Here is a 24,420-nt window from a genome sequence, read left to right as displayed (position 1 = left end):
CCTTTATTTCCGCCTCAGGATTGACAGCCGGAAATTCAGGACGGCAAAAAGGAAACGGAGCCCAAGGCTCCGTTTCGAAAAAATTCATACGGCTTCAAGGTGTTCCACCATCAGCTGAACACTGCGGTTGCCCCTGAATTCGTTCACATCCAGACGATAAACCAAATCCACCTGCTGTACCGACGCATCCGGCCAGCGCCTCACATCAATGTTAAAGGCAATCGCATCAATCATGCTGCCGCCGTCAATTGGTTCCAGAATCATTTTCAGGTGTTTACTGCCGACCAGCCGCTGCTGCAGCAGGCGAAACCGGCCATCAAAACTGGGCTCCGGAAATTGCTGTCCCCAGGGGCCGGCACCACGCAGCAGTTCCGCGGTTTCCAGATTCATATCCCGGCCCGCGAGTTCACCATCGGTCAGTAACACCCCTTTGAGCGCCGATTCATCAAGCTCTTCACGTACCGCCTGATCAAAAGCAGCACTGAAGGCCTCATACTGAGAAGTTTTCAGTGTCAGGCCCGCTGCCATTGCATGACCGCCAAATTTCAGGATCATCCCCGGCTGGCGCGTATCAATCCGATCCAGTACATCCCGCATGTGCAAGCCCGGAATGGAACGGCAGGACCCCTTCATTTCGCCTTCACCCGCCGACGCAAAAGCAATCACCGGGCGGTGATACAGTTCTTTAATCCGTGAAGCCAGAATTCCGATGACGCCCTGATGCCAGTCCGCCTGATACAAAGCCAGACCGTAAGGCATGTCTTTCTGGTTGAACTTCAAGCGCTCACAAATCGCCAGCGCTTCTTCTTTCATGCCCTGCTCGATTTCTTTGCGGGTCTGATTCAGGCCATCCAGCTCAACGGCCATCCGCCGCGCTGTTTGCATATCCTCACAAAGCAGCAGCTCAACCCCGAAAGACATGTCATCCAACCGGCCGGCTGCGTTAATACGTGGGCCGAGTGCGAATCCCAGATCGCTGGCAACCAGCCGTGAAGCATCACGGTTCGCCACTTCGATCAGAGCCCGAATCCCCGGACGGCATTGTCCGGCCCGGATACGTTGCAGTCCCTGGTGCACCAAAATCCGGTTGTTCCCGTCCAGTGCCACCACATCCGCCACGGTTCCCAGCGCAACCAGATCCAATAATCCGGCCAGATTGGGCTCGGGAATGCCCTGCTCTGTAAACCAGTTCAGCCTGCGCAGCTCTGCACGTAGCGCGAGCATCAGATAAAATGCCACACCGACGCCGCACAACGCCTTCGACGGAAAATCACACTGGTGCAGGTTCGGATTCACAATCGCATCTGCTGCGGGCAAAATCTCCCCCGGCAAATGGTGATCGGTCACCAGCACCTGAATGCCTTTCTCTTTCGCAGCGGCAACACCGGATACGGAAGACACACCATTATCCACCGTCATAATCATTTCAGCGCCCCGGGCTTGCGCCTGCTCCACAACTTCCGGGCTCAGGCCATAGCCGTCATCAAAGCGGTTGGGGACCAGATAATCCACGTTGCGGCATCCCAGCTGGCGCAGCGCCAGCACCGACAAGGCCGAACTCGTTGCCCCGTCGGCATCGAAATCTCCCACAATGATAATCCGCTGGTGCGTCTGCAAGGCATGAACAAGCAGGCTGACTGCCGCATCAATCCCGTTCAGCTGGTCGTAACTGTGCAGCCCTCTGGCGCCGCGTTCTAAATCTGTGTCTGTGCGCAGGCCGCGACTGGCATAAATACGCTTTAACAGCGGGTGAACCGAAGACGAAAAACCTGAGGTGTCTGCTTCCGGGCGACGTTTGATTTCGATTTTCATGCAATTTCTTGTTGGTGTTGTGCAGGCTGAAATGATGGAGAGCTGTTATACCAAAAAACCGCCATGGCGGGTACCCGGGCACGATCCGCCGGGCAGCTGATTCACAGTTTTATATCCGTCAGGCAGGTAGAATAAACAACAGCCCGCATATGATTGCGGGCTGTGGGCTGGACATGACGCCGTTAACTGCGGCTGTTGAGAAATTGCAACAGGCGGCTCGGCGGCTGATAACCCGGCAGCATGGTGCCATCTTGCAGCACCAGTGCAGGCGTGCCTGATACACCCATTGCAACACCCAGCTGATAATGCTTCATCACCAGATCGTCGTTGTGCGGGCTGTGTTCGATATCCAGTTTGCCTTTTTTGGCTTCGTCCATCGCTTTGACACGATCTTTGGCAGCCCAGATGGCGCTCATCTCGCCAAAGTTCTGCGAACGCTCACCGCCACGCGGGAATGCCAGATAACGGATGGTAATCCCGGCATCATTATAGGCCTGCATTTCACTGTGTAACTTACGGCAGTAACCGCAGCTGGTGTCGGTAAACACGGTGACGACGTATTTTTCATCTTTGGCCGGATAGACAATCATCTCGCCTTCCATGCCTTTCAGTTTGTCTTTATTGATAGATGCCAGTTTCTGTTCCGTCAGGTTGACCGGCTCACCATTGACCGACTGATAAAGGTGGCCTGCCAGAAAGTACTGGCCATCATCAGACATATAGATAATGCCGCGCTCAGTAACCACCTCACTCATTCCCTGAATGGGTGACGGCTTAACCGATGCAGCGGTCAGACCCAGTGGGGACAGCGTAGCTTCAATGGCACGGGCGTTCGGTTCTGCACTGGCAGAAAAAGCCGTGAACGCAGCCAGCGCAACAAGCAGGGGACGGCAGGAAAATGGCATGAAAACATCCTTAACAAAACGTGTGTGATAAAGGTACGGACCGTTAGAGTCCACCCATCTTTCAAAGTTCAGCGCCAAAAGGCAAGTCATTTCATATCCAGCTGAGTTTCACTGGACATGATTGGGATCTCAGCCCCACTTCACAGTATGGTCTGCTTCTCTGTAACAAGGTGCATCATTTTCTGGATCATCGTTACCCGAATACGCCGGAGTTATCAGAAATTACGCCCGAGGATGATGCTCCTGATGCAGTTGTTTCAGGCGTTCCGTTGCTACGTGAGTATAGATCTGAGTCGTGGATAAATCACTGTGTCCCAGCAGCATCTGGACCACACGCAAGTCCGCTCCATAATTCAGCAAATGGGTTGCAAAGGCATGGCGCATCACATGCGGCGACAAAGTATCGGCATCAATACCGGCGATCACCGCATAATGTTTAATCCGGTGCCAGAACGTCTGGCGGGTCATCTGCCGGGCACGTTTGCTCGGAAACAGGACATCGGAGCTGACCTCGCCCAACAGTTGCGGACGCCCGTGGCTCAGGAAGGTCTCAATCCATTCCAGCGCCTCTTCTCCCATCGGAACCAGCCGCTCTTTGTCCCCTTTACCGGTCACCCGCACGACGCCCTGACGCAGGCTGACATTATCCATTCTCAGACTGACCAGTTCGGTCACACGCAAACCCGTCGCGTACAGCAATTCCAGCATGGCTTTATCGCGCAGTTCCAGCGGATCGTTGACATCCGGCGCGTTCAGCAAATCACTGACCTGCGCTTCAGTGATATCTTTCGGCAGACGCTTCGGGAGACGCGGGCTGTGCAGCAGCGCACTCGGATCATCATCGCGAAGCTTCTCGCGGTGCAAATACTGGAACAATCTGCGGAGTGCAGAGGTCATCCTGGCCCGTGAGCTTTGCTTGAAATCTTCATCAAACAACCACTGCTGATAATTCTGTAAATCGCTCGACTGAAGCGTGAGCAGATCGCGACTACGATCAGCCAGCCACTGCTGTAACTTCATCAAATCGTTCCGGTAGGAAGACAAGGTATTTTCCGACAGCCCCCGCTCCATCCACATCGCATCTAAAAAGCGTTCGATCAGGGTGATGTCATTGTTATTGTCCACGTCACACCGCTCCTAAAACATCTGGATATAAATACAGTATTTTGAAGCATAGTACTGAATTTCACAGGCAATGTAACTAGCTGGTGGGTAAGGAAGGGTGCACCGAAGCGCCTGAGAGGGTAAAATCAGCCCAAATTTGTTGCCACCCCAGGAATTATCAGTATGAAAATCGGCCTGTTTTACGGCTCGACCACCTGCTATACCGAAATGACCGCGGAAAAAATCCGCGATTGCATCGGCGAAGATCTGGTGGATCTGCACAATATCAAAGATGCCAACCTCAGCGACATGAACCAGTATGACCTGCTGATCCTGGGGATCTCAACCTGGGATTTTGGCGAACTGCAGGAAGACTGGGAAGCGGTCTGGGAACAGCTCGACGGCCTGACGCTGACCGGGAAAACCATTGCGCTGTTCGGACTGGGCGATCAGGAAGGCTATACCGAATGGTATCTGGACGCCATGGGCATGCTGCACGATAAACTGCTGCCAACCGGCGCTCAGTTTGTCGGCTACTGGCCAAATCAGGGCTACAACTTTGAAGCGTCAAAAGCACTGACTGAAGACAAGTCTCTGTTTGTCGGCCTGGCGCTGGATGAAGACAGCCAGTATGAATTCAGTGATGAGCGTATCGAGCAATGGTGCGAGCAGGTACTGACAGAATACGGTGATTCCCTTTAAGGCCTCATAAATCAGGCATCACAAATAAAAACGCCCCGCATCTGCGGGGCGTTTTTTCAGGAAACCGAAGTTAAGCCTGTTGTACTTCCGGCTCGCGGATGTCCGCACGGATAAAGCGAGTCACTACCAGAGCCAGCAGCGTCGGCATCGTCCACGCCATGCCGTACTCAAACAACGGCAGGAAGTTCAGGAAAGATACGTTCAGACCAACAACTTTCGCCGCATCGATCAGGCTGAAGACCAGAGAGACCAACAGCACCACACGGTACGCCAGACGCGGATTCGGCAGGAAACGACGTACAAAAGTCAGCAGTACCAGTGCCACAGCGACCGGATACAGTGCAAACAGGACAGGAACAGACAGACTGATCAGCTGATTCAGACCCACATTTGCCACCACACCGCAGATCACAGCAAGAATCACAGCCCAAGCCTCATAAGACAGGCGGGTCAGTGAACTGAAGTAATCCGAACAGGCGCTGATCAAGCCAATCGCTGTGGTCAGGCAGGCCAGCATCACAATCGCAGACAGAATGTACTGTCCAACCGGACCGAACAATGCCAGAACATAGCCAGCCAGGATCGCACCGCCATTGCTGGCACCTTCAGCAACTGTTGCGCTGGTCGCACCCAGATAGAACAGAGAAACATAAACGAATGCCAGACCTGCTGCTGCAATCACACCCGCCATCATCAGGTATTTGCAGGTCGCTTTCTCATCTTTGATCCCTTTGCTGCGGATCACGTCCACAATCAGCATACCGAACATCAGCGCCGCGAAGGTATCCATGGTGTTATAACCTTCCAGGAAACCTTTCGTGAACGCCATGTTGGCGTAATCACCCTGCGCCGACAGGATCTCACTTTGCGGGTTCATGAAAACAGCCACAGCCAGAATCGCCAGCACCGCAAACAGTGCAGGTGTCAGCAGTTTACCAATCGAATCAATCAGTTTGCCGCGAGACCAGGCAAAGAACAGAGCCAGCGCAAAAAAGACGACAGAAAAAATGGTCAGGCTGGTTTGTCCGGCATCTTCAAGAAACGGTTTGACTGCCATTTCATACGCCACCAGACCGGTACGCGGTGCAGCAAATGCAGGGCCGATAATGATAAAAATCAGGACTGCCATCAGAGTCGCCATAAATGGCGGCAAATCGCGGGTCAGGCCTTTCCAGCCACCACCGGCAACCGCAACGGCGATAATGCCGATCAGCGGCAGACCCACAGCGGTCGACAGAAAGCCGAACATGGCCGGCAGCAGGTTATCCCCCGCACTCAGACCGGCTTGTGGCGGGAAAATAATATTCCCGGCTCCCAGGAAAAACGCGAAGGTCATGAAACCAATCGCTAATATATCTGAAACTTTGAGTGTGTCTTTCAAACTGCACCTTCCACTCGTCTGTTGTTTAGTTGTATTTGCATATAAAAGTTATAGCGCTGGCATATATCACTATACGCAGCAAAAGAGGCAGCATAATGAAGCAAAAGAACGCCAGTGGCAACCTCGCAGCCAAAAACACCACTTTCTTTGGCCTATCGATGAAATTAACGGAATATTACACCAAATAACGGCAAGAATTCAGAAATCATAACCATAGCGATACGTGGTCACAAAACATCCAAAACAGAGGATTTAACCAGGATAAGGCCTGAGTTTACAGTGTCAGCATAGATTTACCGGGCCTTCGGGTATAATAGCGATCCGATTTTCTTAACCGACGTCCGCGAATCATTCGATGAAAAAAGGTTTTACGTTTAAACAATTCCACGTGGATGACCACGGTTGCGGGATGCCCGTCAGCACTGACGGCGTATTACTGGGTGCCTGGGCGCAGCTCCCGCAATCCGCGACAACGCCCGGCCGCAACGCCCTGCTCGACATCGGTTGCGGCAGCGGTCTGCTGGCGCTGATGGCGGCACAACGCACTCAGGCCAGTGCCCCGAAGATCCTTGCCGTTGATATTGATCCGGCAGCTGTGGCGGCAGCCCGTCAGAACTTTGCCGCTTCACCGTGGCACAACCGCCTTCAGGCCGAACAACAGGACATCCGGGAGTGGGCAGCCGCACAAGCCGCAGGTTCTTTCAGCGCGATCTGGTGTAATCCGCCTTATTTCAACAGTGGTGAACAGGCCAGCTGCCAGCGCCGGGCAACCGCACGTCATACTGATACCCTGTCTCATCAGGCGCTGCTGACCGGTCTCAGACATCTGCTGGCCGCAGACGGATGCGCCAGTCTGATCCTGCCACTGACCGAAGGGGAAGCTTTATTGACGATGCTGGCTGATCATCAGCTGCACTGTCGCCGGTTGTGTCAGGTCCGGAGCACAACCGCCAAACCAGTTTCCCGTCTTTTAATCGAACTCATGCACCAGCCCGGTGACCACGAGCAGACAACGCTGACCATCCATCAGAACGGCCAGTACTCACCGGAATTCACCGAGCTGACCCGGGCCTTCTACCTCAAACTCTGAGTAAAATGGTATCCGGCAACGGCTGGCTAAGTTTTTGTGCTTTAATCGGTGATACTTGCATCAATTCACACTATAATGCCGCCCCTTAACTGAATCACAGCAGTGCTCTGCCCGCCTCCAAGACATGAACGCGGGCCGCAAGCGACCGAGGAGTAAGACAGGTGAGAGATTTTTCCGAATTAGAGTTAGATGGCCAGCTGCTACAGGCGATTGAAGACATGGGCTTTTCCCGTCCGACCGTTGTACAGGCTGAAGCTATCCCTCATGCCCTGGATGGCCGTGACGTACTGGCTTCCGCCCCGACGGGTACCGGAAAAACTGCAGCCTTTGTGCTGCCAATGATTCAGCACCTGCTGGACTTCCCGCGCCGCAAGCCGGGTCCGGCCCGGGTTCTGATCCTGACGCCAACCCGTGAACTGGCGATTCAGGTCGCCGAGCAGGCGAAAGCACTGGCCGCACATACCGATTTAAAGATCTTCACCATTACCGGCGGGATCTCTTATGACGAACACGCAGAGTATCTGGGCAAAACTCAGGACATCGTGGTCGCCACACCGGGCCGTCTGATGGAATACATCGAAGGGGAAAAATTCGATTGCCGTGCCATTGAATGTCTGATCCTGGATGAAGCTGACCGCATGCTGGACATGGGCTTCGGATCTGTGGTGAAACGCGTGCATGATGAATGCCGCTGGCGCCGTCAGAGCCTGTTGTTCTCGGCAACGCTGGAAGGCAAAGGGGTCCGTGAGTTTTCCCACACCATTTTGAATGAGCCGGTTGAAGTCAACGCCGAGCCGCCTCGTCGCGAGCGCAAGAAGATTCAGCAAGTCTATCACCGCTGTGACGACATGACGCACAAGCTGGCACTGCTGGAAAATATCCTGAAAGAGCAGGCCGAGCGCAGCATTATTTTTGTCAAAACCCGTGAGCGTCTGGCGGAACTGCGCGATCAGCTGGCGGCGATGCAAGTGCCTTGCTGCTGGATTCAGGGCGAAATGGCACAGGCGAGCCGCAATAACACCATCCGTCGTTTCAGCGAAGGGGAAGTGAATGTCCTGATCGCAACAGATGTTGCCGCGCGCGGGATCGACCTGCCGGATGTCAGCCACGTTATCAACTTCGATATGCCACGCACCGCGGATGTGTACCTGCACCGTATTGGCCGGACAGCACGTGCCGGTAAGAAAGGGACTGCCATCTCCCTAGTTGAAGCGCATGATCAGGCGATGATCGAACGGGTTGGCCGTTACATGAAAGAAGAAGTGCCGGAGCGGTTCATTGAAGGCATGCGCCCGAAAAACAAAAAACCGACCACGGTGAAGAAAAAGAAAAAAACCAAAGACAACAAAAAAACAGGCACCAAGAAAAAAGCGACGAAAAAGAAATCTGCGAAGTAAGCTGTCCTGACTGCAAAACCTGAACAACAAAAAGGGCCGGATGAATCATCCGGCCCTTTTTTTCAATCATGTAAGCTGACTTCAGCTTTCTGCGATTACTGTTCTTCGCGCTTGAACACCAGCTCTTTATCCGTCGATTCTTCCGGCGAGAAATAATAGCCTGCCACGTCAAATTGTTTCAGCTGTTCAACCGATGTCAGACGGTTATCGATGATATAACGCGCCATCATACCTCGCGCTTTTTTCGCAAAGAAACTGATGACTTTGTACTGGCCGTTCTTACAGTCTTTAAAGACTGGCGTCACCACCTTCCCTTTGAGCGATTTCGGCTTCACCGCTTTAAAATATTCGTTTGAAGCCAGATTGATCAGGATATCGTCACCCTGCTCCGCCAGTGCGGTATTCAGTTTATCCGTGATGATGTTATCCCAGAACTGATACAGATTGGCACCGCGGCCGTTTGCCAGCCGGGTTCCCATCTCCAGCCGGTAAGGCTGCATCAGATCCAGCGGACGCAACAGGCCATATAAACCAGACAGCATCCGTAAATGTTGCTGTGCAAAAGTAAAATCTTCCTCGCGCATGCTTTCGGCTTCCAGCCCGGTGTACACGTCACCTTTAAATGCCAGAATCGCCTGTCGGGCGTTAGCCGGAGAAAAATCAGGCTGCCACTCAGCAAAACGTGCAGCATTCAGACCCGCGATTTTGTCACTCACCTTCATCAGGCTGGCAATATCCATCGGAGTTAGCGTCCGGCAGACCTCGATCAGCTCCGCGGAGTGATCCAAGAGTTCAGGCTGAGTATAAGTTTCTGTCGCCAAAGGCGATTCATAATCCAGCGTTTTGGCAGGCGAGACCACAATCAGCATTTTTCGATTTCCTGTGCGTTAAACTGCCTCAAAGAGTACCATTTCGGCATAAAAAAACCACGTACAACCCACGTGGTTTTTGCTTTCTCTGTCATCGGCCGGACCTATCGTTCCGGAGAACGGGTCCAGATTTCTTCGTCCAACTGAGCATGCAGCTCAGGATACTGGCGGCTGTCAAAGGTCGGTACCTTACCCAGCGAGAGCTGAGCGTTATAGTCTCTGGCCAGCTTCACCACAGTGCCGGACATCAGCACAATCGCAATCAGGTTAATAATGGCCATCATGCCCATTGAGATATCGGCCATGGTCCAGACCGTCGGCAATTCAGCCAGCGCCCCAAACATCACCATCCCCAGCACGACCAGACGGAAGATAGCCAGACCCGCCTTGTGGTTATGCTCCAGGAAGATCAGATTGGTTTCCGCATAGGAGTAATTGGCCACCAGCGATGTAAAGGCAAACAAAAAGATCGCAATGGCGATGAAGATTTCACCCCAGCCGCCAACCTGAGAAGACAGCGCCCGCTGCGTCAGTTCAATGCCAGTCACTTCACTGTGGGGAACGTATTCGCCCGAAATCAGAATAATCGCGACCGTGGCACTGCAGATGACGATGGTATCGGTGAACACCCCCAGCATCTGGACATACCCCTGAGACGCCGGATGCGGCGGATAAGGCGTGGCAGATGCCGCCGCGTTGGGGGCAGATCCCATCCCGGCTTCATTCGAAAACAGACCGCGCTTGAGGCCGTTGATCATCCCCTGCGCGATGGTATACCCCAGCGCGCCTGAAGCGGCTTCTTCCAGACCGAATGCACTGCGGAAAATCAACGCCAGCACGGATGGCACCTGCTCGATATTCATCGCCACGACGACCAGCGCCAGTGCCAGATAACAAATCGCCATGACCGGTACAAGAATTTCTGCCGTCCGGGCGATGGTCCGCATTCCGCCGAAAATAATAAAGCCGGTCAGCGCGACCAGAACCATCCCCACCACAAGCGGTTGCCAGCCAAAGGCCACGTTCATCGCTTTGGCAATTGAGTTGGCCTGCACAGCATTGAAAACCAGACCAAATGCAATAATCAGGAAGATAGAGAAGACCACGCCCATCCAGCGCATGCCCAGCCCTTTTTCCATGTAATAGGCTGGCCCGCCGCGGTAGTTACCGTCATCATCGCGGGTTTTATACAGCTGAGCCAGTGCACTTTCTGCAAAAGCAGTTGCCATCCCCAGCATCGCAATCAGCCACATCCAGAAAATCGCACCCGGCCCGCCGAGCGTCAGTGCCACGGCCACACCGGCCATATTGCCGGTTCCGACCCGGGCTGCCAGACTGGTACACAACGCCTGAAATGAAGAAATACCCGCCGCATCAGATTTACGGCTGTTCTTCATAACCTGAAACATGTGCAGAAAATGGCGGAACTGAATAAAGCCCAACCGGTAGGTAAAAAAGATCCCAACCCCGATCAATAAATAAATCAGGACCGATCCCCACAGAAGATCATTCAGGAAATTTAGCTGACTTGTCACTTCAACCCCTTAGCGTACTCATCGCCCTGCTTAACCACCCACCCGACAATGCGAGTCGGTATGAATTCATTCAGCTTTCATCACAGTATAGGCCGCTCTCAGGTCACGAAATCGCGTGCTCCTGAAAAGCGCCAGCTCAGGGCTTTCCGGTCTTCCCTGCCCGGCACTGATGAAAACCTGAGCGATGATGATGAGTTAGTTCTCAAAAATCAATGGCGTCCGTGAAAAAGTGAGTGTTTGAGGGGTCTGGAGCCCACTGGACCAACCATTGCCCGATTTCAGGGCAATGAACGAGTTTCACAAATAGGTAACAAATGCGAAATGGTTCAATTTTATTCTAAGTCATATTGTGATATTTAACTGATGACCAAGGGGCAATATGCTCCCTGATCTGAGCGATACTCAGGATTGAGCGAGGTGCACTATGGATAGCTTCGGATTCGACAATATACTTGAAAGCGATTTACCCCGCCGTAATTCACGCAGTAAGCCGGTAAAACGGAAATGGCGGGAAATTGAAGCACTGAAAGATAAACAGCGCCTGAAAAAGGAACTTCAGGAAATCGACATCTTACATGAGTTCACCGACGAGGTGGACATCTGATCCGGGTTGTACAATACGCCAGATAACGAACAGCACCGGCACCCCGCCGGTGCTTCTACAATGAAAGATCAATTTATTCTTCCGGCTCCAGGCGTCGTGCCAGTTCCCGGTATTGGGCCGACACCTCTTGGCCAAAGAGCGGATCACTCAGGCAATCCTGATATTCACTCTCAACAGCGGCCCAGTCGGCTGAAGTAAAGCGTTTACGTATGGCCGGAAATACCTGTTTCTCCTCCATCTCCAGATGCTGTTTCTGCCGTTCAACAAACACATTCAGCTTGTCAGCAAACACGTCCAGCGGGATCACGGCATCCATCAGAATCATGTCGACCGTCTCCGCAAACTCTGCGGTCAGAGCCGCCAGTTCGAGGTGCTCTGCTTCCAGATCCAGAATGCGCTGCTCATTACCGTAATGATTGATGTAGTAGTGATAAATCACATCCTCTTTGGGATGATGATAGTGCTCAGCCTGATTCTGCAGATAAGTCACAATATCGCGAATAAGTTGATAATTCACTTCATGACCTTCCCTGATCGCAGTCAGTTTAGTGCGTAACAACCTGAGCAGACGGCTAATATAACCATGTTCGGTGTGAATACTGTCCAATAGCATTTCGACCTCCCGGGCACTAACTTTCCAGCTTTAAGTGTAAACCGGGCTGCCGAAATGGGTTTGATCCAGATTAGGTTGGCTTAAATTTGTGCAGGTATTTGCCAGTCAATCTCACTTTTATGAATTTTTCTCAGCCATTGATTTGCCTGAGAAAAGTGTCGGCAGCCGAAAAAGCCGCGATAAGCAGACAAAGGTGACGGATGTGCTGCTTCGAGCACACAGTGCTTTTCACGGTCGATATGTTTGCCTTTCTTTTGAGCATGAGCGCCCCAAAGCAGAAAAACCAGACCTTCCCGATGCTCATTCAGACTGGCGATGACCTGATCGGTAAAGGTTTCCCAGCCAAATTTACTGTGAGAGTGGGCTTTTCCCTGTTCAACAGTCAGCACCGTATTGAGCAACAGAACGCCCTGTTCCGCCCAGTATTGCAAACAGCCATGCTCTGGGATGGTAAAACTTTCGATATCCGTCGCCAGTTCTTTGTACATATTGGCCAGCGAAGGCGGTACCTTCACGCCCGGCTGCACTGAAAAACTCAGGCCGTGTGCCTGACCGGGACCATGGTATGGATCCTGTCCCAGGATCACCACCTTCACCTGCTCAAATGGCGTGGCCTCAAAAGCACTGAAAACAGAGGCTTCGGGCGGATAAATTGCTTTTCCTGCTGCCCTTTCCTCAGCGACCCGGGCTTCTGCCTGCTGAAGATAGGCTTGCTTGCGTTCCTGTTGTAAGAATTGTGCCCAGTCAAAAGGGGCAGAAATAGATGTTTCCGGGGCAGACATGTCGGCTCCTGCTGCACGTACTCAGTTCATGAGCCGACATTTTACCTGAATCTTGCGGTGTGGCTATTCGGTTGCGGATTTCGGGCGGCTCATCGGTCCGACGGGCGTGCGCCAGTGGCCCCGGCCCTGGATCGGGCGGTTTGCCTGTGGCAGACGGGCACAATGATGAATACAGGTTGTGGTGGCTGGCAAAGCAGATGCTCTCATGATGATTTCCTCACAAATCAGGTCTGAACATTACAATGAAAGAACAATGCCAACTTTTCCTGCCTGACAAACAGCCTGTCTTTACAGCGATTTCGCGGCATCTTACTGCTTACTAAGCGACCACTCAGTTGTATGATTTATATTCTCCGCCCCAATCATGCGCATTTTTGCGCGTCATTTGTGCAGTGGATACCGTCTTGGGGGCGTAACCCGGTTGATACAGATCAAATGCCCGGTGGCACAACGCGGTAGGATGCCATTGAGGCAGACCGCAGTGTCTGACCTGAAATCCTTTCATTGTCGATATAACACTCTCAAGGAGCTGCCATGATCAAAGGCATTCAAATCACCCAAGCGGCCAACCCACAATTGCTGAATTCGATCTGGCTGCTGGATACGGACAATGGCACAGCCCGTTGTCTGTGTGCCGCAGAAGGCTTCAGTACCGAGCAGGAAGTTCCGGCTGACGAACTGGGCGAATTTGAATACCGTGAATTGCCTGTTGAACAGGCGCCACGGATTGAAGGCGGTCAGCACCTGAACGTCAATGTACTCAAGCGTGAAACGCTGGAAGATGCCGTCGCGCACCCTGAAAAATATCCACAGCTGACCATTCGTGTCTCGGGCTATGCGGTACGTTTCAACTCGCTGACGCCAGAGCAGCAACGTGATGTGATTGCCCGTACCTTTACAGACACGCTGTAAGGCTTCGCCGAGCCGCTGTAACAACAAAAACGCCGCAGCTTTCTGAGCGGCGGCGTTTTCTTTTCGGTGTGAATCTCAGCGCTGAATCAGGCTTTTTTCACAAACTCTGATTTCAGCATCATGGCACCGATACCATCAATCTTACAGTCGATGTTGTGGTCACCGTCAACCAGACGGTTGATCTTCACTTTGGTTCCCACCTTCGCAACTGAAGAAGAACCTTTGACTTTCAGGTCTTTAATCAGGGTGACAAAGTCACCTTCCTGCAGGACATTGCCGTTCGAGTCTTTCACAACCAGCGCATCCGGATCTACAGCGACTTCACCCTGGATCCACTCATGGCCACATTCCGGACAGATCAACATATCCTGATCTTCATAGACATAAGACGAATTGCACTCTGGGCAAGGAGGTAAGGTATCACTCATGCTCAACGGTCTCTCTTTTATAAAAGTATCAACTTAAGGATATTCGCCCAGCGAGGTCTTGCCAATGCTGGATGATATTGCCACCACATTATAATGTAATTATCATTAAATTATCACTTCATTTGCTATCCGGGTCGGACATGATTGCGGTAAAAGAGGCTTTTCAGGCTGGTTTATTCCAGCGCCAACACTGGGTCAGAAACATCATTTCAGGCGTGATTGTCGGGATTGTGGCCCTGCCGCTGGCCATGGCTTTTGCCATTGCATCAGGCGCTAAACCTGAGCAAGGGCTTTATACCGCGATCGTCGCCGGCTTTCTCGTCTCTGCCCTGGGGGGCAGCCGGGTACAGATTGCCGGACCAACCGGCGCATTCATTGTCGTGCTGTCCGGGATCACCGCGCAATACGGTATCTCGGGGTTACAGGTCGCAACCCTGATGGCTGGCGTCATGCTGCTCTTTCTTGGCCTGACCAAACTGGGCAGCATCATCCGCTTTATTCCTGCGCCTGTGATCACCGGCTTTACAGCCGGCATTGGAGTGGTGATCTGGGTCGGCCAGTGGCAGTATTTTTTCGGGCTGCCCGCAATCAGCGGCCAGCATTTCCACAACAAGCTGTATCAGTTACTGCAGGTTCTGCCTGATTTTCATGTCGTGACTACCTTACTGGCAGTCACGGCACTGTTGCTGACGCTGTTTTCTCCGAAATTGCCGGGCATGAGACGGATTCCGGGGCCACTGGTCGCCTTGCTGGTAGTCACGCTGCTTCAGTCTGTATTTCAGTTCAGCGGCGTGGCCACCATCGGCAGTCAGTTTGGCGGAATCCCTCAGGGGCTGCCTGAATTCTCTTTGCCGTCCACCAGCTGGGATCAGGTCATCGAGCTGATCGGCCCGGCTTTTACCGTTGCCATGCTCGGCGCGATTGAGTCTCTGCTTTCCGCTGTCGTCGCCGATGGGATGACCAATACGCGCCATAACTCCAATCAGGAGCTGGTTGGCCAGGGCATTGCGAATATCGCCGCTCCCTTACTGGGCGGTTTTGCCGCAACAGGCGCGATTGCCCGAACTGCCACCAACATCCGCAATGGCGGTACCAGCCCGCTGGCTGGCATTATTCATTCACTGACGCTGGTACTGATCCTGCTGGCGCTGGCACCGCTGGCCAGTTACATACCGTTGGCAGCACTGGCGGCCATTCTGTTTGTCGTGGCGTGGAATATGAGTGAAGCCCATCATTTTGTTCAGATGATTCGCCGGGCGCCGACGGCTGATGTGGTCATTCTGCTGATCACCTTCCTGCTCACCGTTTTTGCTGATCTGGTGGTCGCCGTCAACATCGGCGTGTTACTGGCGACCTTCCATTTTCTGCGACGCATGGCCAGCAGTGTCGAAGTCAAAGAAGCGACTTATCAGGAAGTACATCATGAAATCAGGCAGCAAGGGATGCTGGAACTCCCGCCCGGAGTGCTGGTATTTACCGTCGATGGACCGTTTTTCTTTGGTGCCGTAGATCAGTTCGACCGGATCCTGGCGAACACGCATACCGATCCCGGCACGGTCATTATCCGCCTGAAATGGGTCCCTTTTATCGATATGACAGGCCTGAAAACCCTGGCTTCCGTGATTGGCAACCTGCAAAAACGCGGCATTACCGTGCTGATTTCCAACGCAAATCCACGGGTCTCAGCCAAACTGCGTAAAGCTGGGGTGATTGAACTGATTGGTGAGCAATTTCACTGCGCGACACTCCAAGATGCCTTGAGTGCAGCCATCGCTCATGACAGCAGCACTCAACCGGATTTACCTGCGCAGCAGATGGCCACAAAACACCGTCCTGAAGACAAAGCGACAGACGTCTGAAGGATGCGTCAATCCGGTAACGGATTACTTCACCTGAGGGTTTTTGGTGGTATCGTCAGTCAGATAAGTGACATCATGTTTTTCCAGATACTCACGGATCAGCTGACGAACCACCTGAGAAGGGGTGAGATCCTGAGAGGCGCATAACTTCTCAAATGCCTGCTTTTTTCTGGGATCCATCAATACCGTAAAACGGGCCGTTTTGCTTTCCACTCTCTGATACTCTTCGTCTGACTATGATAATCAAATTATAATCAAATCTCCTGACCGAAGAAATGCCGGAATCTGAAAGCCGGTTCACCCGGTCTCAAAAAACAAAGACGCAGCTTTTTAAGCTGCGGCGTTTGCTTACCGATATTGCTTTTCTGTATCAACGTCAACACGGGATCATGACATACCTGAATGAGCTCGCTCAGGGATAATCATCCAACTCATGAAAAGGGAGAGCACATGGGTAAAACAAATTGAACACCGGTTGTTCAATTTGCTCTGCAAACCCCAGAAAAATCGGACCGTATTTTTCCAGCCCGGACTTGCTGGCCTCAATCTGCTCATATTCCGCCAGGGTCAGCAATGCCTGTCCGTCCCAGCCCGCCATGTAGTTATTCACATCATTAATCACATTTTGTTTACTGAGTTCATGCTTTTCCCGATATGCACGAATCAGTGGACCGGACTGACCCTCTCGCTTATCCGCATATCTTCCGGACTCAGTCACCAACTTGGCCGACGGCGTTTCCAGGACGATCGCAATACGAGCCAGTACACCTCCCCAACGCTCCGCGGGGCTGTTTCCGGCCTCTATTTCTTGATATTCATTCTCTGGCAAACCTAAGGACTGACTCATCTCTGTGAGAGATATCCCTTTCCTCACCCGTTCCTTCTTTAAGACTTCACCTAGTTTCATTCCATTTCCTCAATCAGCCAACTTAAAAAAGCGAACCAGATTCTTTGCTCTGGCTGTGCTCGCCATATCAAACTTAGTTCACTCTGAAAAATGAAACAAAAAATCAGACACAGTTACATGAATATCAAGACAAAAACAGAACATCTGAATCACATTGCTGCATTTGAAAAAGAACTCTTTCGACGGATACAAAAAAGCCCCGAAACGGGGCTTTTCAAGCAGAACAGTGAACACACCTGGTTATGCGGGCTGCACTGCGCGCAGTACCACTTTCAGTTGCTCAAAATCGTTATCGCGCTCTTCAGACAGCAGTTCCATTGCACCGTGCTTCGCCAGCGGTGCCGGCAGATCGATTTCTTTCTCAAGAATCTCTTCTACCACTTCCTTGAACTTGGCCGGATGCGCAGTACACAGGAACAGACCGGTTTCACCGGCTTGCAGCTGCTCATTCAGCACGCGGTAAGCAATCGCACCATGCGGCTCACACAGGTAACCTTCGGCATCCATCTGACGCAGGGTTTCTGCACTCTGCTCATCAGTCACAGCGCCATAACCCAGCTCGCTCAGACCCCAGCCCTGCTTCTGACACAGCTCTTCAATGCGTGGCCAGTTGTTTGGCTGGCTCACATCCATGGCATTCGAAATGGTCGGAATGGTCGCTTTCGGCTCCCACTTACCGCTTAGCAGATAACGGGGCACCGTATCGTTGACATTGGTTGCTGCGATGAAACGTTTCACCGGCAGACCCAGTGCTTTCGCCAGCAGACCCGCCGTCAGATTACCGAAGTTACCACTTGGCACCGAAACCACCAGATTGCCACGAGCTTCTTTCGGAAGCTGTGCCACCGCTTCGAAGTAATAACAGATTTGCGCCATCAGACGGCTGATGTTGATCGAGTTGGCTGAGTTCAGCCCCACTTCCTGACGCAGCTCAGCATCATCAAACGCCTGCTTCACCAGCGACTGACAGTCATCGAAAGTGCCATTCACCGCGACCGTGTGAATATTGCCGCCCAGGGTACAGAAGAGTTTTTCCTGCAGCGGGCTGATCTTACCTTTCGGATAAAGAATCACGACTTTGATGTTGTCCATGCCATAGAACGCATGGGCCACTGCGGCACCGGTATCACCTGAAGTCGCAGTCAGAATCGTGATATTTCCCTGAGCATCAGACACAGCAGCCAGCGACTGCGCCATGAAACGGCCACCAAAATCTTTAAAAGCCAGCGTCGGGCCGTGGAAGAGTTCCAGCGCATATACGCCATCCTTCACCTGAGTCACAGGTGCCGGGAACTGAAAGGCGTTGCTCACCATCTGTTGTACGGTTTCTGCCGACAGTTCTTCACCGATGAATGCGGACAGAATCCGGCTGCTGCGGGTCACAAAATCCTGAGCCAGCAAGGCGTCAATATCGCCTAAATCCGGCAGTTCAGAAGGAAAAAACAGGCCCTGATTCCGGCCCAGCCCCTGACGAACGGCCTGGGCAAATGACACTTCTTCCTGATGATCTTTTAAGTTATACAGCTTCATGGTTAATACTCACTTCCTATTTCTGTTGAACCCTGGCTGTCGAGACGACAGACATGGACGAATCCTTCATCATTCTGGACATAATGCTGCTGCAGCCAGCGGGCGATCCGCTCAGCAACTTCCAGATCATCACAGATACTGAACATTGTCGGGCCAGAACCCGAGATGCCGCTCGCCAGAGCCCCCGCTTCCAGCGCATATTGACGGGCTTCTTTAAAACCGGGCAGCAGGCTTTCACGATAGGGTTCCGCGACGACATCTTTGATCATTTTCGCGGCAAGGGCCGGCTGCTGGCTGTGACAGGCATGCAGGAACCCGCCCAGATAACGGCCGTGGGCAATCACATCCTGACGGCGATACTGCGCAGGCAATATCGCCCGGGCTTCCGCGGTAGACACTTTAATGCCCGGATAAGCCATGACCCAGTACCAGTTCTCAAAACATGGGACGGACTGGCTGATAATGCCCAGCTCCTCGACCATCAATTGCAGCCCCCCGAGATAGCAGGGCGCGACATTGTCGTAGTGCACACCACCAGAAATCTGCCCTTCCATCTCGCCCATCAGCGCCAGCAGTTCGGTCTCATTCAGCGGGTTGTCATGAAAACGGTTCAGCGCATCCAGCGCAGCAACGATAGAGCAGGCACTGGAACCCAGACCGGAGCCAATCGGCATATTTTTCTCCAGCGTCATCGACACAGGCTGTAGAGCAATACCTTTTTTATCCAGCTCCCGGGAAAAGACCTGCCAGCAGTGAAAGACAATATTCTGCTCAGGCTCGGCTGGCAGTTTTGCAACAAAATCACCCTCGCAGCGCAGCGTAAACGGCTCGCGGCCAGCCGACACCGTGACTTTGTCTCCCAGCAGGGTACCGTCAATGGGCGACACAGCCGCCCCCAATACATCAAAACCCACACTGACATTGCCAATTGATGCCGGTGCATAAACAGTAACACTCATCCTTACACTCCCAGTTTCCAGCCGACGGTACGCATCAAATCAGCGAATACACCGGCAGCTGTGACTTCAGTACCGGCACCGTATCCGCGCAGTACCAGAGGAATGGGTTGATAGTAACGGCTATAGAAAGCCAATGCATTCTCGCCGTCCTTAATTTTGAACATTGGGTTGTCCTGATCAACGGCAGCCACTTTCACCGTGCACTTTCCGTTGTCGATTTCACCAATGTAACGCAGGACCTTGCCTTCATCCGCCGCTTTCTCCGCCAGATCCCTGAAATACGCATCCGCTTCCGGCAGACGCTGCATAAAAGTTTCGACGTCACCACTCTGATCAAAGCCCGGCGGCAATGCAGGCTCTACCACAACATCGTCCAGTTCCAGAGCATAACCGGCTTCACGGGCCAGGATCAGCAACTTACGGGCAACATCCATGCCGGACAGGTCATCACGCGGATCCGGCTCCGTAAAGCCATTGTTGCGGGCAACCGTGGTTGCTTCACTCAGGCTCATGCCTTCATCCAGCTTCCCAAAAATAAATGACAGGGAACCCGACAGAATGCCGGCAAACCGTTCCAGCTCATCACCCGCGGCCATCAGGTTCTGCAGGTTCTCGATGACCGGCAGACCTGCACCCACTGTCGTGTCGTACATAAATTTACGGCGGGTTACCCGTGCTGCCTGACGCAGCTGATGGTAATACGCCATGCTGGCGGTGTTCGCTTTCTTGTTCGGTGTAATCACATGGAAACCTGCTGCAAGGAAATCCACATACTGATCTGCAATCGACTGTTCCGACGTACAGTCAATGACCACCGGGTTGATGATATGGTGGCGCTGCACCAGTTGGATCAGACTGGCCAGGTTAAAGGCTTCTGTCGCCTGCCCCATGGTGTCACGCCAGTTTTCCAGCGGCAGGCCATTATTATCCAGCAGCAGGCCATGGCTGTTTGCCAGACCACAGACCCGGATCACAATGCCGTTTTCAGCCAGTTTTTCCTGCTGACGCTGGATCTGATCGACCAGTTCGCCGCCCACGCCGCCAACGCCGACCACAAACACATCCAGAAAATGTTTACTGTTGAACAGGTTCTCGTGACAGGCTTTCACCGCTTCAGAAACTTTATTGGCCGGGATCACGGCTGAAATAGCACGCTCAGAAGAACCCTGGGCAATAGCGACGATGTTAACGTTCACCTCCGCCAGAGAAGTGAAGAACCGCGATGCCACGCCCCGCGAGGTACGCATACCGTCACCAACCAGCGTCACAATTGCTGAGTCATCAATAAATTCAACCGGTTCCAGCAGGCCTTCTTTCAGCTCGAGCTCGAAATTATTCCGCAGTGCTTGCTCGGCAACGTGCTTGTCCTCACTTTCAATACAGAAACTGATACTGTATTCAGAAGAGGACTGGGTGATCAGCACAATCGACACACCGGCCGCGGACATCGCCCCGAAGACTCGGGCAGCCATACCGACCATGCCTTTCATCCCCGGACCGGACACGTTGACCATGGTCAGATTTTTCAGGGTGGTGATGCCTTTGATCGCCAGATTATCTTCACCGGTGTCCTGACCAATCAGGGTTCCTGCGCCCTGTGGATTGAAACTGTTTTTAATCAGGCACGGAATGTGGAACTGAGCAATCGGAGCAATGGTTTTCGGGTGGAGTACGGAAGCACCAAAGTAAGAGAGCTCCATCGCTTCCTGATAGCTGAGAGATTTCAGTAAGCGGGCATCCGGCACCAGGCGCGGATCGCAGTTGTAAACGCCATCCACATCGGTCCAGATTTCACAACATTCGGCACGTAAACAGGCTGCCAGAACCGCCGCGGAGTAATCCGAACCGTTTCGGCCCAGAATCACCAGTTCCCCTTTCGCATTCCCTGCAGTGAAGCCCGGCATGATGTGCACCACACCCTCTGCCAGCGGCTGACGACGGAAGTTCTCAGTGGAAGCTTCAATGTCCACATGACCTTCCAGATAATCGCCATGCGCCAGCAAGGAAGCCACAGGATCAATCAGATCGGCAGTATAACCTTTCGCTTCCAGCGCAGATTTCATTACCACAATCGACAGGCGCTCACCCTTACTGATGACACGGGCGTACACATTGTCCGGACACTGGCCCAGTAACTTCATCCCGTGAACCAGTTGTTTCAGCTGCCCCATGGTACTGGCCAGCTTGGCATCCACAGCCGTACGGTCAAATGCTGGCAGCTGTGCCTGAATACCGTCAAACAAACCGGTAAAAGTTTGCTCCAGATCGGTGAGCTGTAATTCGGCATCGCCGGTCGTTACCGTTGTTTCAATGACAGAAACCAGTTTATTCGTGACTTTTCCCGGTGCTGACAGTACGACTGAAACCTCACCCTGATGCGTATTACTGGCGATGATATCCGCCGCTCTGAGAAACCGGTCGGCATCCGCTAACGATGAGCCGCCAAATTTAAGCACTCGCATTCCCTACTCCACTTCCGTTAATTTGAACTGTCTGGCAAGTTTATCCGGTCTTGTTATTTTTTACTGGAAAAACATACCGTTAAATTCATGGTAAAAAAAAGCCCGCACTCTGGAGTGCGGGCTTTTTTTGAAAATCTTACGCGTATCAGCCCGCCCCAACACTGGTTGTGCCGGTAATAATAATGGTGGTGGTGCCGATAAGATTCATTGCCATGATTTTTAGTAAAATTGCTAATGTTGTGTGCGTGTTGATTACGTTTACCCGATCGGTAGCATTGAGTCAACACTCATCAGTGAAATATTTTTTCATTCGTTGAAATATAGCTTTTCCGTCTGAAAATCGGTGACATCCCAAATCAGACAATTTTCCCGGGGAAAAGCGGGCTTGTTTTGATCTGCTTCCACCGTCCTGAAACAAAAACCATGCACCGGGTGTCGAAAGCGCTCATCTGATACTGCTGAGGCATGATGAATATAAATTTTTCCTAAATCGCATATCTGCAATTGCAGTTCACCCAAGGCCATAGCATAGTAAACCTGATGTGCTGTTTTATTTTCCTGTTTGCACGAAAGTCAGACAGCCATTTCCAGCCCAATCAAGTTCTGGCCAGATTTCTTGCTGTAAATTTTTTCAGCCTGAGCCAGAGAAGCCCCGGGGTATGCAGGACCAATCCCCGGGAAACGACAACAATGACAAACAGTATTTCGGAGGGATCCGGCATGACAGCAGCAATGGAACAGCTGGTTGCGCATACCATACTCCAGGGTTTTGATGCGATGTACGGTCGTTTTTTGGATGTAACGGCCGGCGCTCAGGAAAGATTTGAGGATCAGGCCTGGATGTCCATTCATCATGCCCTGAAGCAGCGGATCAATTTTTATGACCATCATGTGGAACTGGTCAGCCGTCAAATTCAGATCATGCTCGGCAAGCAATACGCCAACCGTGAGTTTTTAACTGCGGTTAAATCTTCCTATGAAGATCTGCTGCTGGACTATCCCAGATATGACATTGCAGAAAGCTTCTTCAATTCGGTCTATTGCCGAATCTTCGATCACCGGGATATCAACCGTGACAAGCTTTTTGTCCACAGCTCGCAGACGGGCCGCATCCCCCCTTATCCGACCACACTCACCCGGATTTATCAGTCCCCGAACGGGCCGCATTCCCTTTTTGAGCGGATGATGGACGAAACCCCGTTCACGCTGGAATGGGAAGACAAAGCCCGTGATATTGAACTCATCGTCCAGCGACTGGAACTGGAATTTGGACAACAAACGATACAACAGGCCCGGCTTGAACTGATCCGGGAACCTTTCTACAGGAATAAAGCCGCCTATCTGATTGGCCGTTTGCTTCTGGCGGATGATACTCAGATCCCGCTGGTACTTCCCGTGCTCACGACAGCACAGCGCCAGATTTATATCGATGCATGCCTGTGCCACGTCGACGATGTCAGCATCGTGTTCGGTTTCGCACGTTCCTATTTTATGGTCTATGCCCCGGCACCGGCTGCGCTGGTCCGTTTTCTCAGTGAACTGCTGCCCAAGAAAACCCATGCTGAGCTTTACACCGCCATTGGATGCCAGAAACATGGCAAAACAGAGCTTTACCGGGAGTTTCTCCATCATCTGGAACACTCCGACGACAAGTTTGTCCTGGCGCCCGGAATCAAGGGAATGGTGATGAGCGTATTTACCCTCCCGTCTTACGGCTTTGTATTTAAAGTCATCAAAGACAAATTCGCACCGCAGAAAGAGATGAGCCGGGACACGGTAAAGGAAAAATACAAACTGGTAAAAGAACACGACCGGGTTGGCCGGATGGCCGACACGCAGGAATACCGCAATTTCAGCTTTGATCGTCACCGCTTCAGCGACGAATTGCTGGAAGAACTTCAAGGCGTAGCTCCTTCAAGTCTGATTGTCACCGATACCGAAGTGATGATTAAACACCTCTATATTGAGCGACGCATGATCCCATTTAACCTCTATATTGAGCAGGCCAATGATGAAGATCTCCGTCATGCGGTTGACGAGTACGGCAAAGCGATCAAACAACTGGCCGCCGCGAATATCTTCCCGGGTGATATGCTGTTCAAAAACTTCGGCGTTACCCGCCATAAGCGGGTTGTCTTCTACGACTATGACGAAATCAGTTACATGACCGAGGTGAACTTCCGCCGGATTCCGCCGCCGCGTTTTCCTGAAGATGAGTTATCGGCAGAGCCTTGGTACAGCGTCGGAACCAACGATGTGTTTCCGGAAGAGTTTCGTACCTTCTTGCTGATCAACCCGAAAGTTCGCGCCCTGTTTGATGAACTGCACAGTGATCTCTTTGATCCAGCCTACTGGCAACAGCTGCAGCAGAACATTTCACAGGGTCAGTTCGAAGACGTATTCCCGTATCAGGAACAGCACAGACTGATCAGAATTTGATCTTTCCCGCAATCTTCGCTGTAACTCGAAAGGCAGAGCTCGATCGCATGAATCCTTTCATACTTCTGGCCTAGTATTAAGGGATTAAACGGGGCTGACACTAGGCCCCGAAGCGATACGAATTACAGGG

The 24,420-nt window shown here is 52.3% G+C and carries 23 protein-coding genes and 1 other annotated feature; of the genes, 7 read left to right on the top strand and 16 right to left on the bottom strand.

Annotated features, from left to right (window positions below):
• Positions 1-84: 84 nt before the first annotated feature.
• The 3 genes from recJ to xerD all read right to left on the bottom strand — a co-directional run bounded on the left by recJ (position 85) and on the right by xerD (position 3,794).
• Positions 85-1,812: a single-stranded-DNA-specific exonuclease RecJ gene (gene recJ, locus SPK40_RS11045; protein WP_330960517.1), complete on the bottom strand. Its 1,728-nt coding sequence runs from the start codon at positions 1,810-1,812 to the stop codon at positions 85-87.
• A gap of 182 nt (positions 1,813-1,994) precedes the next feature.
• A complete protein-coding gene (gene dsbC / locus SPK40_RS11040; RefSeq protein ID WP_248141362.1) occupies positions 1,995-2,717 on the bottom strand; it encodes a bifunctional protein-disulfide isomerase/oxidoreductase DsbC in 723 nt (240 codons plus the stop codon).
• Positions 2,718-2,939: 222 nt separating this feature from the next.
• A complete protein-coding gene (gene xerD / locus SPK40_RS11035; protein ID WP_248141719.1) occupies positions 2,940-3,794 on the bottom strand; it encodes a site-specific tyrosine recombinase XerD in 855 nt (284 codons plus the stop codon).
• A 210-nt stretch (positions 3,795-4,004) separates the two neighbouring features.
• Between xerD and fldB the strand changes: the two genes are divergently transcribed.
• Positions 4,005-4,523 carry a flavodoxin FldB gene (gene fldB / locus SPK40_RS11030; RefSeq protein ID WP_248141363.1) on the top strand — a complete coding sequence of 173 codons (519 nt, stop codon included), beginning with the start codon at positions 4,005-4,007 and terminating at the stop codon, positions 4,521-4,523.
• 70 nt (positions 4,524-4,593) lie between these two features.
• Here the strand turns inward: fldB and brnQ are convergent, their stop codons facing one another.
• Complete coding sequence (gene brnQ, locus SPK40_RS11025) at positions 4,594-5,904, bottom strand: branched-chain amino acid transport system II carrier protein (RefSeq protein WP_248141365.1); 1,311 nt, start codon at positions 5,902-5,904, stop codon at positions 4,594-4,596.
• A gap of 355 nt (positions 5,905-6,259) precedes the next feature.
• Between brnQ and SPK40_RS11020 the strand changes: the two genes are divergently transcribed.
• Together SPK40_RS11020 and srmB are read left to right on the top strand one after the other, a co-directional pair.
• Positions 6,260-6,994, top strand: coding sequence for a tRNA1(Val) (adenine(37)-N6)-methyltransferase (locus tag SPK40_RS11020; protein ID WP_330960516.1), 735 nt, complete (start codon positions 6,260-6,262; stop codon positions 6,992-6,994).
• Positions 6,995-7,155: 161 nt separating this feature from the next.
• Positions 7,156-8,391 carry an ATP-dependent RNA helicase SrmB gene (srmB, locus tag SPK40_RS11015; RefSeq protein ID WP_330960515.1) on the top strand — a complete coding sequence of 412 codons (1,236 nt, stop codon included), beginning with the start codon at positions 7,156-7,158 and terminating at the stop codon, positions 8,389-8,391.
• A 95-nt stretch (positions 8,392-8,486) separates the two neighbouring features.
• Here srmB and yaaA read toward each other — a convergent pair whose 3' ends face one another.
• Entirely contained in the window at positions 8,487-9,260 is a 774-nt protein-coding gene (yaaA, locus tag SPK40_RS11010; protein ID WP_330960514.1) for a peroxide stress protein YaaA, read from the bottom strand.
• A gap of 104 nt (positions 9,261-9,364) precedes the next feature.
• Positions 9,365-10,795, bottom strand: a complete 1,431-nt coding sequence (locus SPK40_RS11005) for an alanine/glycine:cation symporter family protein (protein WP_248141369.1) — start codon at positions 10,793-10,795, stop codon at positions 9,365-9,367.
• Between the two features lie 424 nt (positions 10,796-11,219).
• Between SPK40_RS11005 and SPK40_RS11000 the strand changes: the two genes are divergently transcribed.
• Complete coding sequence (locus SPK40_RS11000) at positions 11,220-11,399, top strand: DUF3545 family protein (RefSeq protein ID WP_248141370.1); 180 nt, start codon at positions 11,220-11,222, stop codon at positions 11,397-11,399.
• Positions 11,400-11,472: 73 nt separating this feature from the next.
• Here SPK40_RS11000 and SPK40_RS10995 read toward each other — a convergent pair whose 3' ends face one another.
• The 3 genes from SPK40_RS10995 to SPK40_RS10985 all read right to left on the bottom strand — a co-directional run bounded on the left by SPK40_RS10995 (position 11,473) and on the right by SPK40_RS10985 (position 13,001).
• On the bottom strand, positions 11,473-12,012 hold the full coding sequence (locus SPK40_RS10995; RefSeq protein ID WP_248141375.1) for a hemerythrin domain-containing protein: 540 nt from the start codon (positions 12,010-12,012) through the stop codon (positions 11,473-11,475).
• A gap of 80 nt (positions 12,013-12,092) precedes the next feature.
• Positions 12,093-12,794, bottom strand: coding sequence for a uracil-DNA glycosylase (gene ung / locus SPK40_RS10990; RefSeq protein WP_330960513.1), 702 nt, complete (start codon positions 12,792-12,794; stop codon positions 12,093-12,095).
• Between the two features lie 63 nt (positions 12,795-12,857).
• On the bottom strand, positions 12,858-13,001 hold the full coding sequence (locus SPK40_RS10985) for a hypothetical protein (protein WP_248141378.1): 144 nt from the start codon (positions 12,999-13,001) through the stop codon (positions 12,858-12,860).
• A 327-nt stretch (positions 13,002-13,328) separates the two neighbouring features.
• Between SPK40_RS10985 and grcA the strand changes: the two genes are divergently transcribed.
• Positions 13,329-13,706 carry an autonomous glycyl radical cofactor GrcA gene (gene grcA, locus SPK40_RS10980; protein ID WP_330960512.1) on the top strand — a complete coding sequence of 126 codons (378 nt, stop codon included), beginning with the start codon at positions 13,329-13,331 and terminating at the stop codon, positions 13,704-13,706.
• Positions 13,707-13,792: 86 nt separating this feature from the next.
• Here the strand turns inward: grcA and SPK40_RS10975 are convergent, their stop codons facing one another.
• Positions 13,793-14,134: a zinc ribbon domain-containing protein YjdM gene (locus SPK40_RS10975; RefSeq protein WP_248141382.1), complete on the bottom strand. Its 342-nt coding sequence runs from the start codon at positions 14,132-14,134 to the stop codon at positions 13,793-13,795.
• Between the two features lie 140 nt (positions 14,135-14,274).
• Here SPK40_RS10975 and SPK40_RS10970 point away from each other — a divergent pair, with 140 nt between their 5' ends.
• Positions 14,275-15,993 carry a SulP family inorganic anion transporter gene (locus tag SPK40_RS10970; protein WP_330960511.1) on the top strand — a complete coding sequence of 573 codons (1,719 nt, stop codon included), beginning with the start codon at positions 14,275-14,277 and terminating at the stop codon, positions 15,991-15,993.
• 24 nt (positions 15,994-16,017) lie between these two features.
• Here the strand turns inward: SPK40_RS10970 and SPK40_RS10965 are convergent, their stop codons facing one another.
• The 6 genes from SPK40_RS10965 to SPK40_RS10940 form a co-directional block, all read right to left on the bottom strand.
• Entirely contained in the window at positions 16,018-16,206 is a 189-nt protein-coding gene (locus tag SPK40_RS10965; protein WP_248141384.1) for a ribbon-helix-helix domain-containing protein, read from the bottom strand.
• Positions 16,207-16,405: 199 nt separating this feature from the next.
• Positions 16,406-16,900, bottom strand: a complete 495-nt coding sequence (locus tag SPK40_RS10960; protein ID WP_248141386.1) for a helix-turn-helix domain-containing protein — start codon at positions 16,898-16,900, stop codon at positions 16,406-16,408.
• A gap of 240 nt (positions 16,901-17,140) precedes the next feature.
• Positions 17,141-18,430, bottom strand: coding sequence for a threonine synthase (gene thrC, locus SPK40_RS10955; RefSeq protein WP_330960510.1), 1,290 nt, complete (start codon positions 18,428-18,430; stop codon positions 17,141-17,143).
• 2 nt (positions 18,431-18,432) lie between these two features.
• Positions 18,433-19,389, bottom strand: coding sequence for a homoserine kinase (gene thrB / locus SPK40_RS10950; RefSeq protein WP_248141389.1), 957 nt, complete (start codon positions 19,387-19,389; stop codon positions 18,433-18,435).
• Between the two features lie 2 nt (positions 19,390-19,391).
• On the bottom strand, positions 19,392-21,851 hold the full coding sequence (gene thrA, locus SPK40_RS10945; protein ID WP_330960509.1) for a bifunctional aspartate kinase/homoserine dehydrogenase I: 2,460 nt from the start codon (positions 21,849-21,851) through the stop codon (positions 19,392-19,394).
• A 91-nt stretch (positions 21,852-21,942) separates the two neighbouring features.
• Positions 21,943-22,058, bottom strand: a sequence feature (Thr leader region).
• Between the two features lie 99 nt (positions 22,059-22,157).
• Positions 22,158-22,376: a hypothetical protein gene (locus tag SPK40_RS10940; RefSeq protein WP_248141394.1), complete on the bottom strand. Its 219-nt coding sequence runs from the start codon at positions 22,374-22,376 to the stop codon at positions 22,158-22,160.
• Positions 22,377-22,571: 195 nt separating this feature from the next.
• On the opposite strand from SPK40_RS10940, the gene aceK reads away from it, so the two are divergent.
• A complete protein-coding gene (gene aceK, locus SPK40_RS10935; protein ID WP_330960508.1) occupies positions 22,572-24,290 on the top strand; it encodes a bifunctional isocitrate dehydrogenase kinase/phosphatase in 1,719 nt (572 codons plus the stop codon).
• Positions 24,291-24,420: the final 130 nt, after the last annotated feature.

Source organism: Photobacterium sp. 53610 (assembly GCF_036409375.1).
GTDB lineage: Bacteria > Pseudomonadota > Gammaproteobacteria > Enterobacterales > Vibrionaceae > Photobacterium.
This window is presented reverse-complemented; position numbering and strand designations above follow the sequence as displayed.

What these genes read in the sequence shown, in the direction of transcription:
- recJ (WP_330960517.1), bottom strand. Translation starts at nt 1,812, where the DNA reads ATGAAAATCGAAATCAAACGTCGCCCGGAAGCAGACACCTCAGGTTTT.
- ung (WP_330960513.1), bottom strand. Translation starts at nt 12,794, where the DNA reads ATGTCTGCCCCGGAAACATCTATTTCTGCCCCTTTTGACTGGGCACAA.
- thrB (WP_248141389.1), bottom strand. Translation starts at nt 19,389, where the DNA reads ATGAGTGTTACTGTTTATGCACCGGCATCAATTGGCAATGTCAGTGTG.
- SPK40_RS11020 (WP_330960516.1), top strand. Translation starts at nt 6,260, where the DNA reads ATGAAAAAAGGTTTTACGTTTAAACAATTCCACGTGGATGACCACGGT.
- grcA (WP_330960512.1), top strand. Translation starts at nt 13,329, where the DNA reads ATGATCAAAGGCATTCAAATCACCCAAGCGGCCAACCCACAATTGCTG.
- SPK40_RS10970 (WP_330960511.1), top strand. Translation starts at nt 14,275, where the DNA reads ATGATTGCGGTAAAAGAGGCTTTTCAGGCTGGTTTATTCCAGCGCCAA.
- aceK (WP_330960508.1), top strand. Translation starts at nt 22,572, where the DNA reads ATGACAGCAGCAATGGAACAGCTGGTTGCGCATACCATACTCCAGGGT.
- thrC (WP_330960510.1), bottom strand. Translation starts at nt 18,430, where the DNA reads ATGAAGCTGTATAACTTAAAAGATCATCAGGAAGAAGTGTCATTTGCC.
- thrA (WP_330960509.1), bottom strand. Translation starts at nt 21,851, where the DNA reads ATGCGAGTGCTTAAATTTGGCGGCTCATCGTTAGCGGATGCCGACCGG.
- SPK40_RS10995 (WP_248141375.1), bottom strand. Translation starts at nt 12,012, where the DNA reads ATGCTATTGGACAGTATTCACACCGAACATGGTTATATTAGCCGTCTG.
- xerD (WP_248141719.1), bottom strand. Translation starts at nt 3,794, where the DNA reads ATGTGGATGGAGCGGGGGCTGTCGGAAAATACCTTGTCTTCCTACCGG.
- SPK40_RS10940 (WP_248141394.1), bottom strand. Translation starts at nt 22,376, where the DNA reads ATGGCCTTGGGTGAACTGCAATTGCAGATATGCGATTTAGGAAAAATT.
- yaaA (WP_330960514.1), bottom strand. Translation starts at nt 9,260, where the DNA reads ATGCTGATTGTGGTCTCGCCTGCCAAAACGCTGGATTATGAATCGCCT.
- SPK40_RS10960 (WP_248141386.1), bottom strand. Translation starts at nt 16,900, where the DNA reads ATGAAACTAGGTGAAGTCTTAAAGAAGGAACGGGTGAGGAAAGGGATA.
- SPK40_RS10985 (WP_248141378.1), bottom strand. Translation starts at nt 13,001, where the DNA reads ATGAGAGCATCTGCTTTGCCAGCCACCACAACCTGTATTCATCATTGT.
- SPK40_RS11000 (WP_248141370.1), top strand. Translation starts at nt 11,220, where the DNA reads ATGGATAGCTTCGGATTCGACAATATACTTGAAAGCGATTTACCCCGC.
- dsbC (WP_248141362.1), bottom strand. Translation starts at nt 2,717, where the DNA reads ATGCCATTTTCCTGCCGTCCCCTGCTTGTTGCGCTGGCTGCGTTCACG.
- fldB (WP_248141363.1), top strand. Translation starts at nt 4,005, where the DNA reads ATGAAAATCGGCCTGTTTTACGGCTCGACCACCTGCTATACCGAAATG.
- SPK40_RS10975 (WP_248141382.1), bottom strand. Translation starts at nt 14,134, where the DNA reads ATGAGTGATACCTTACCTCCTTGCCCAGAGTGCAATTCGTCTTATGTC.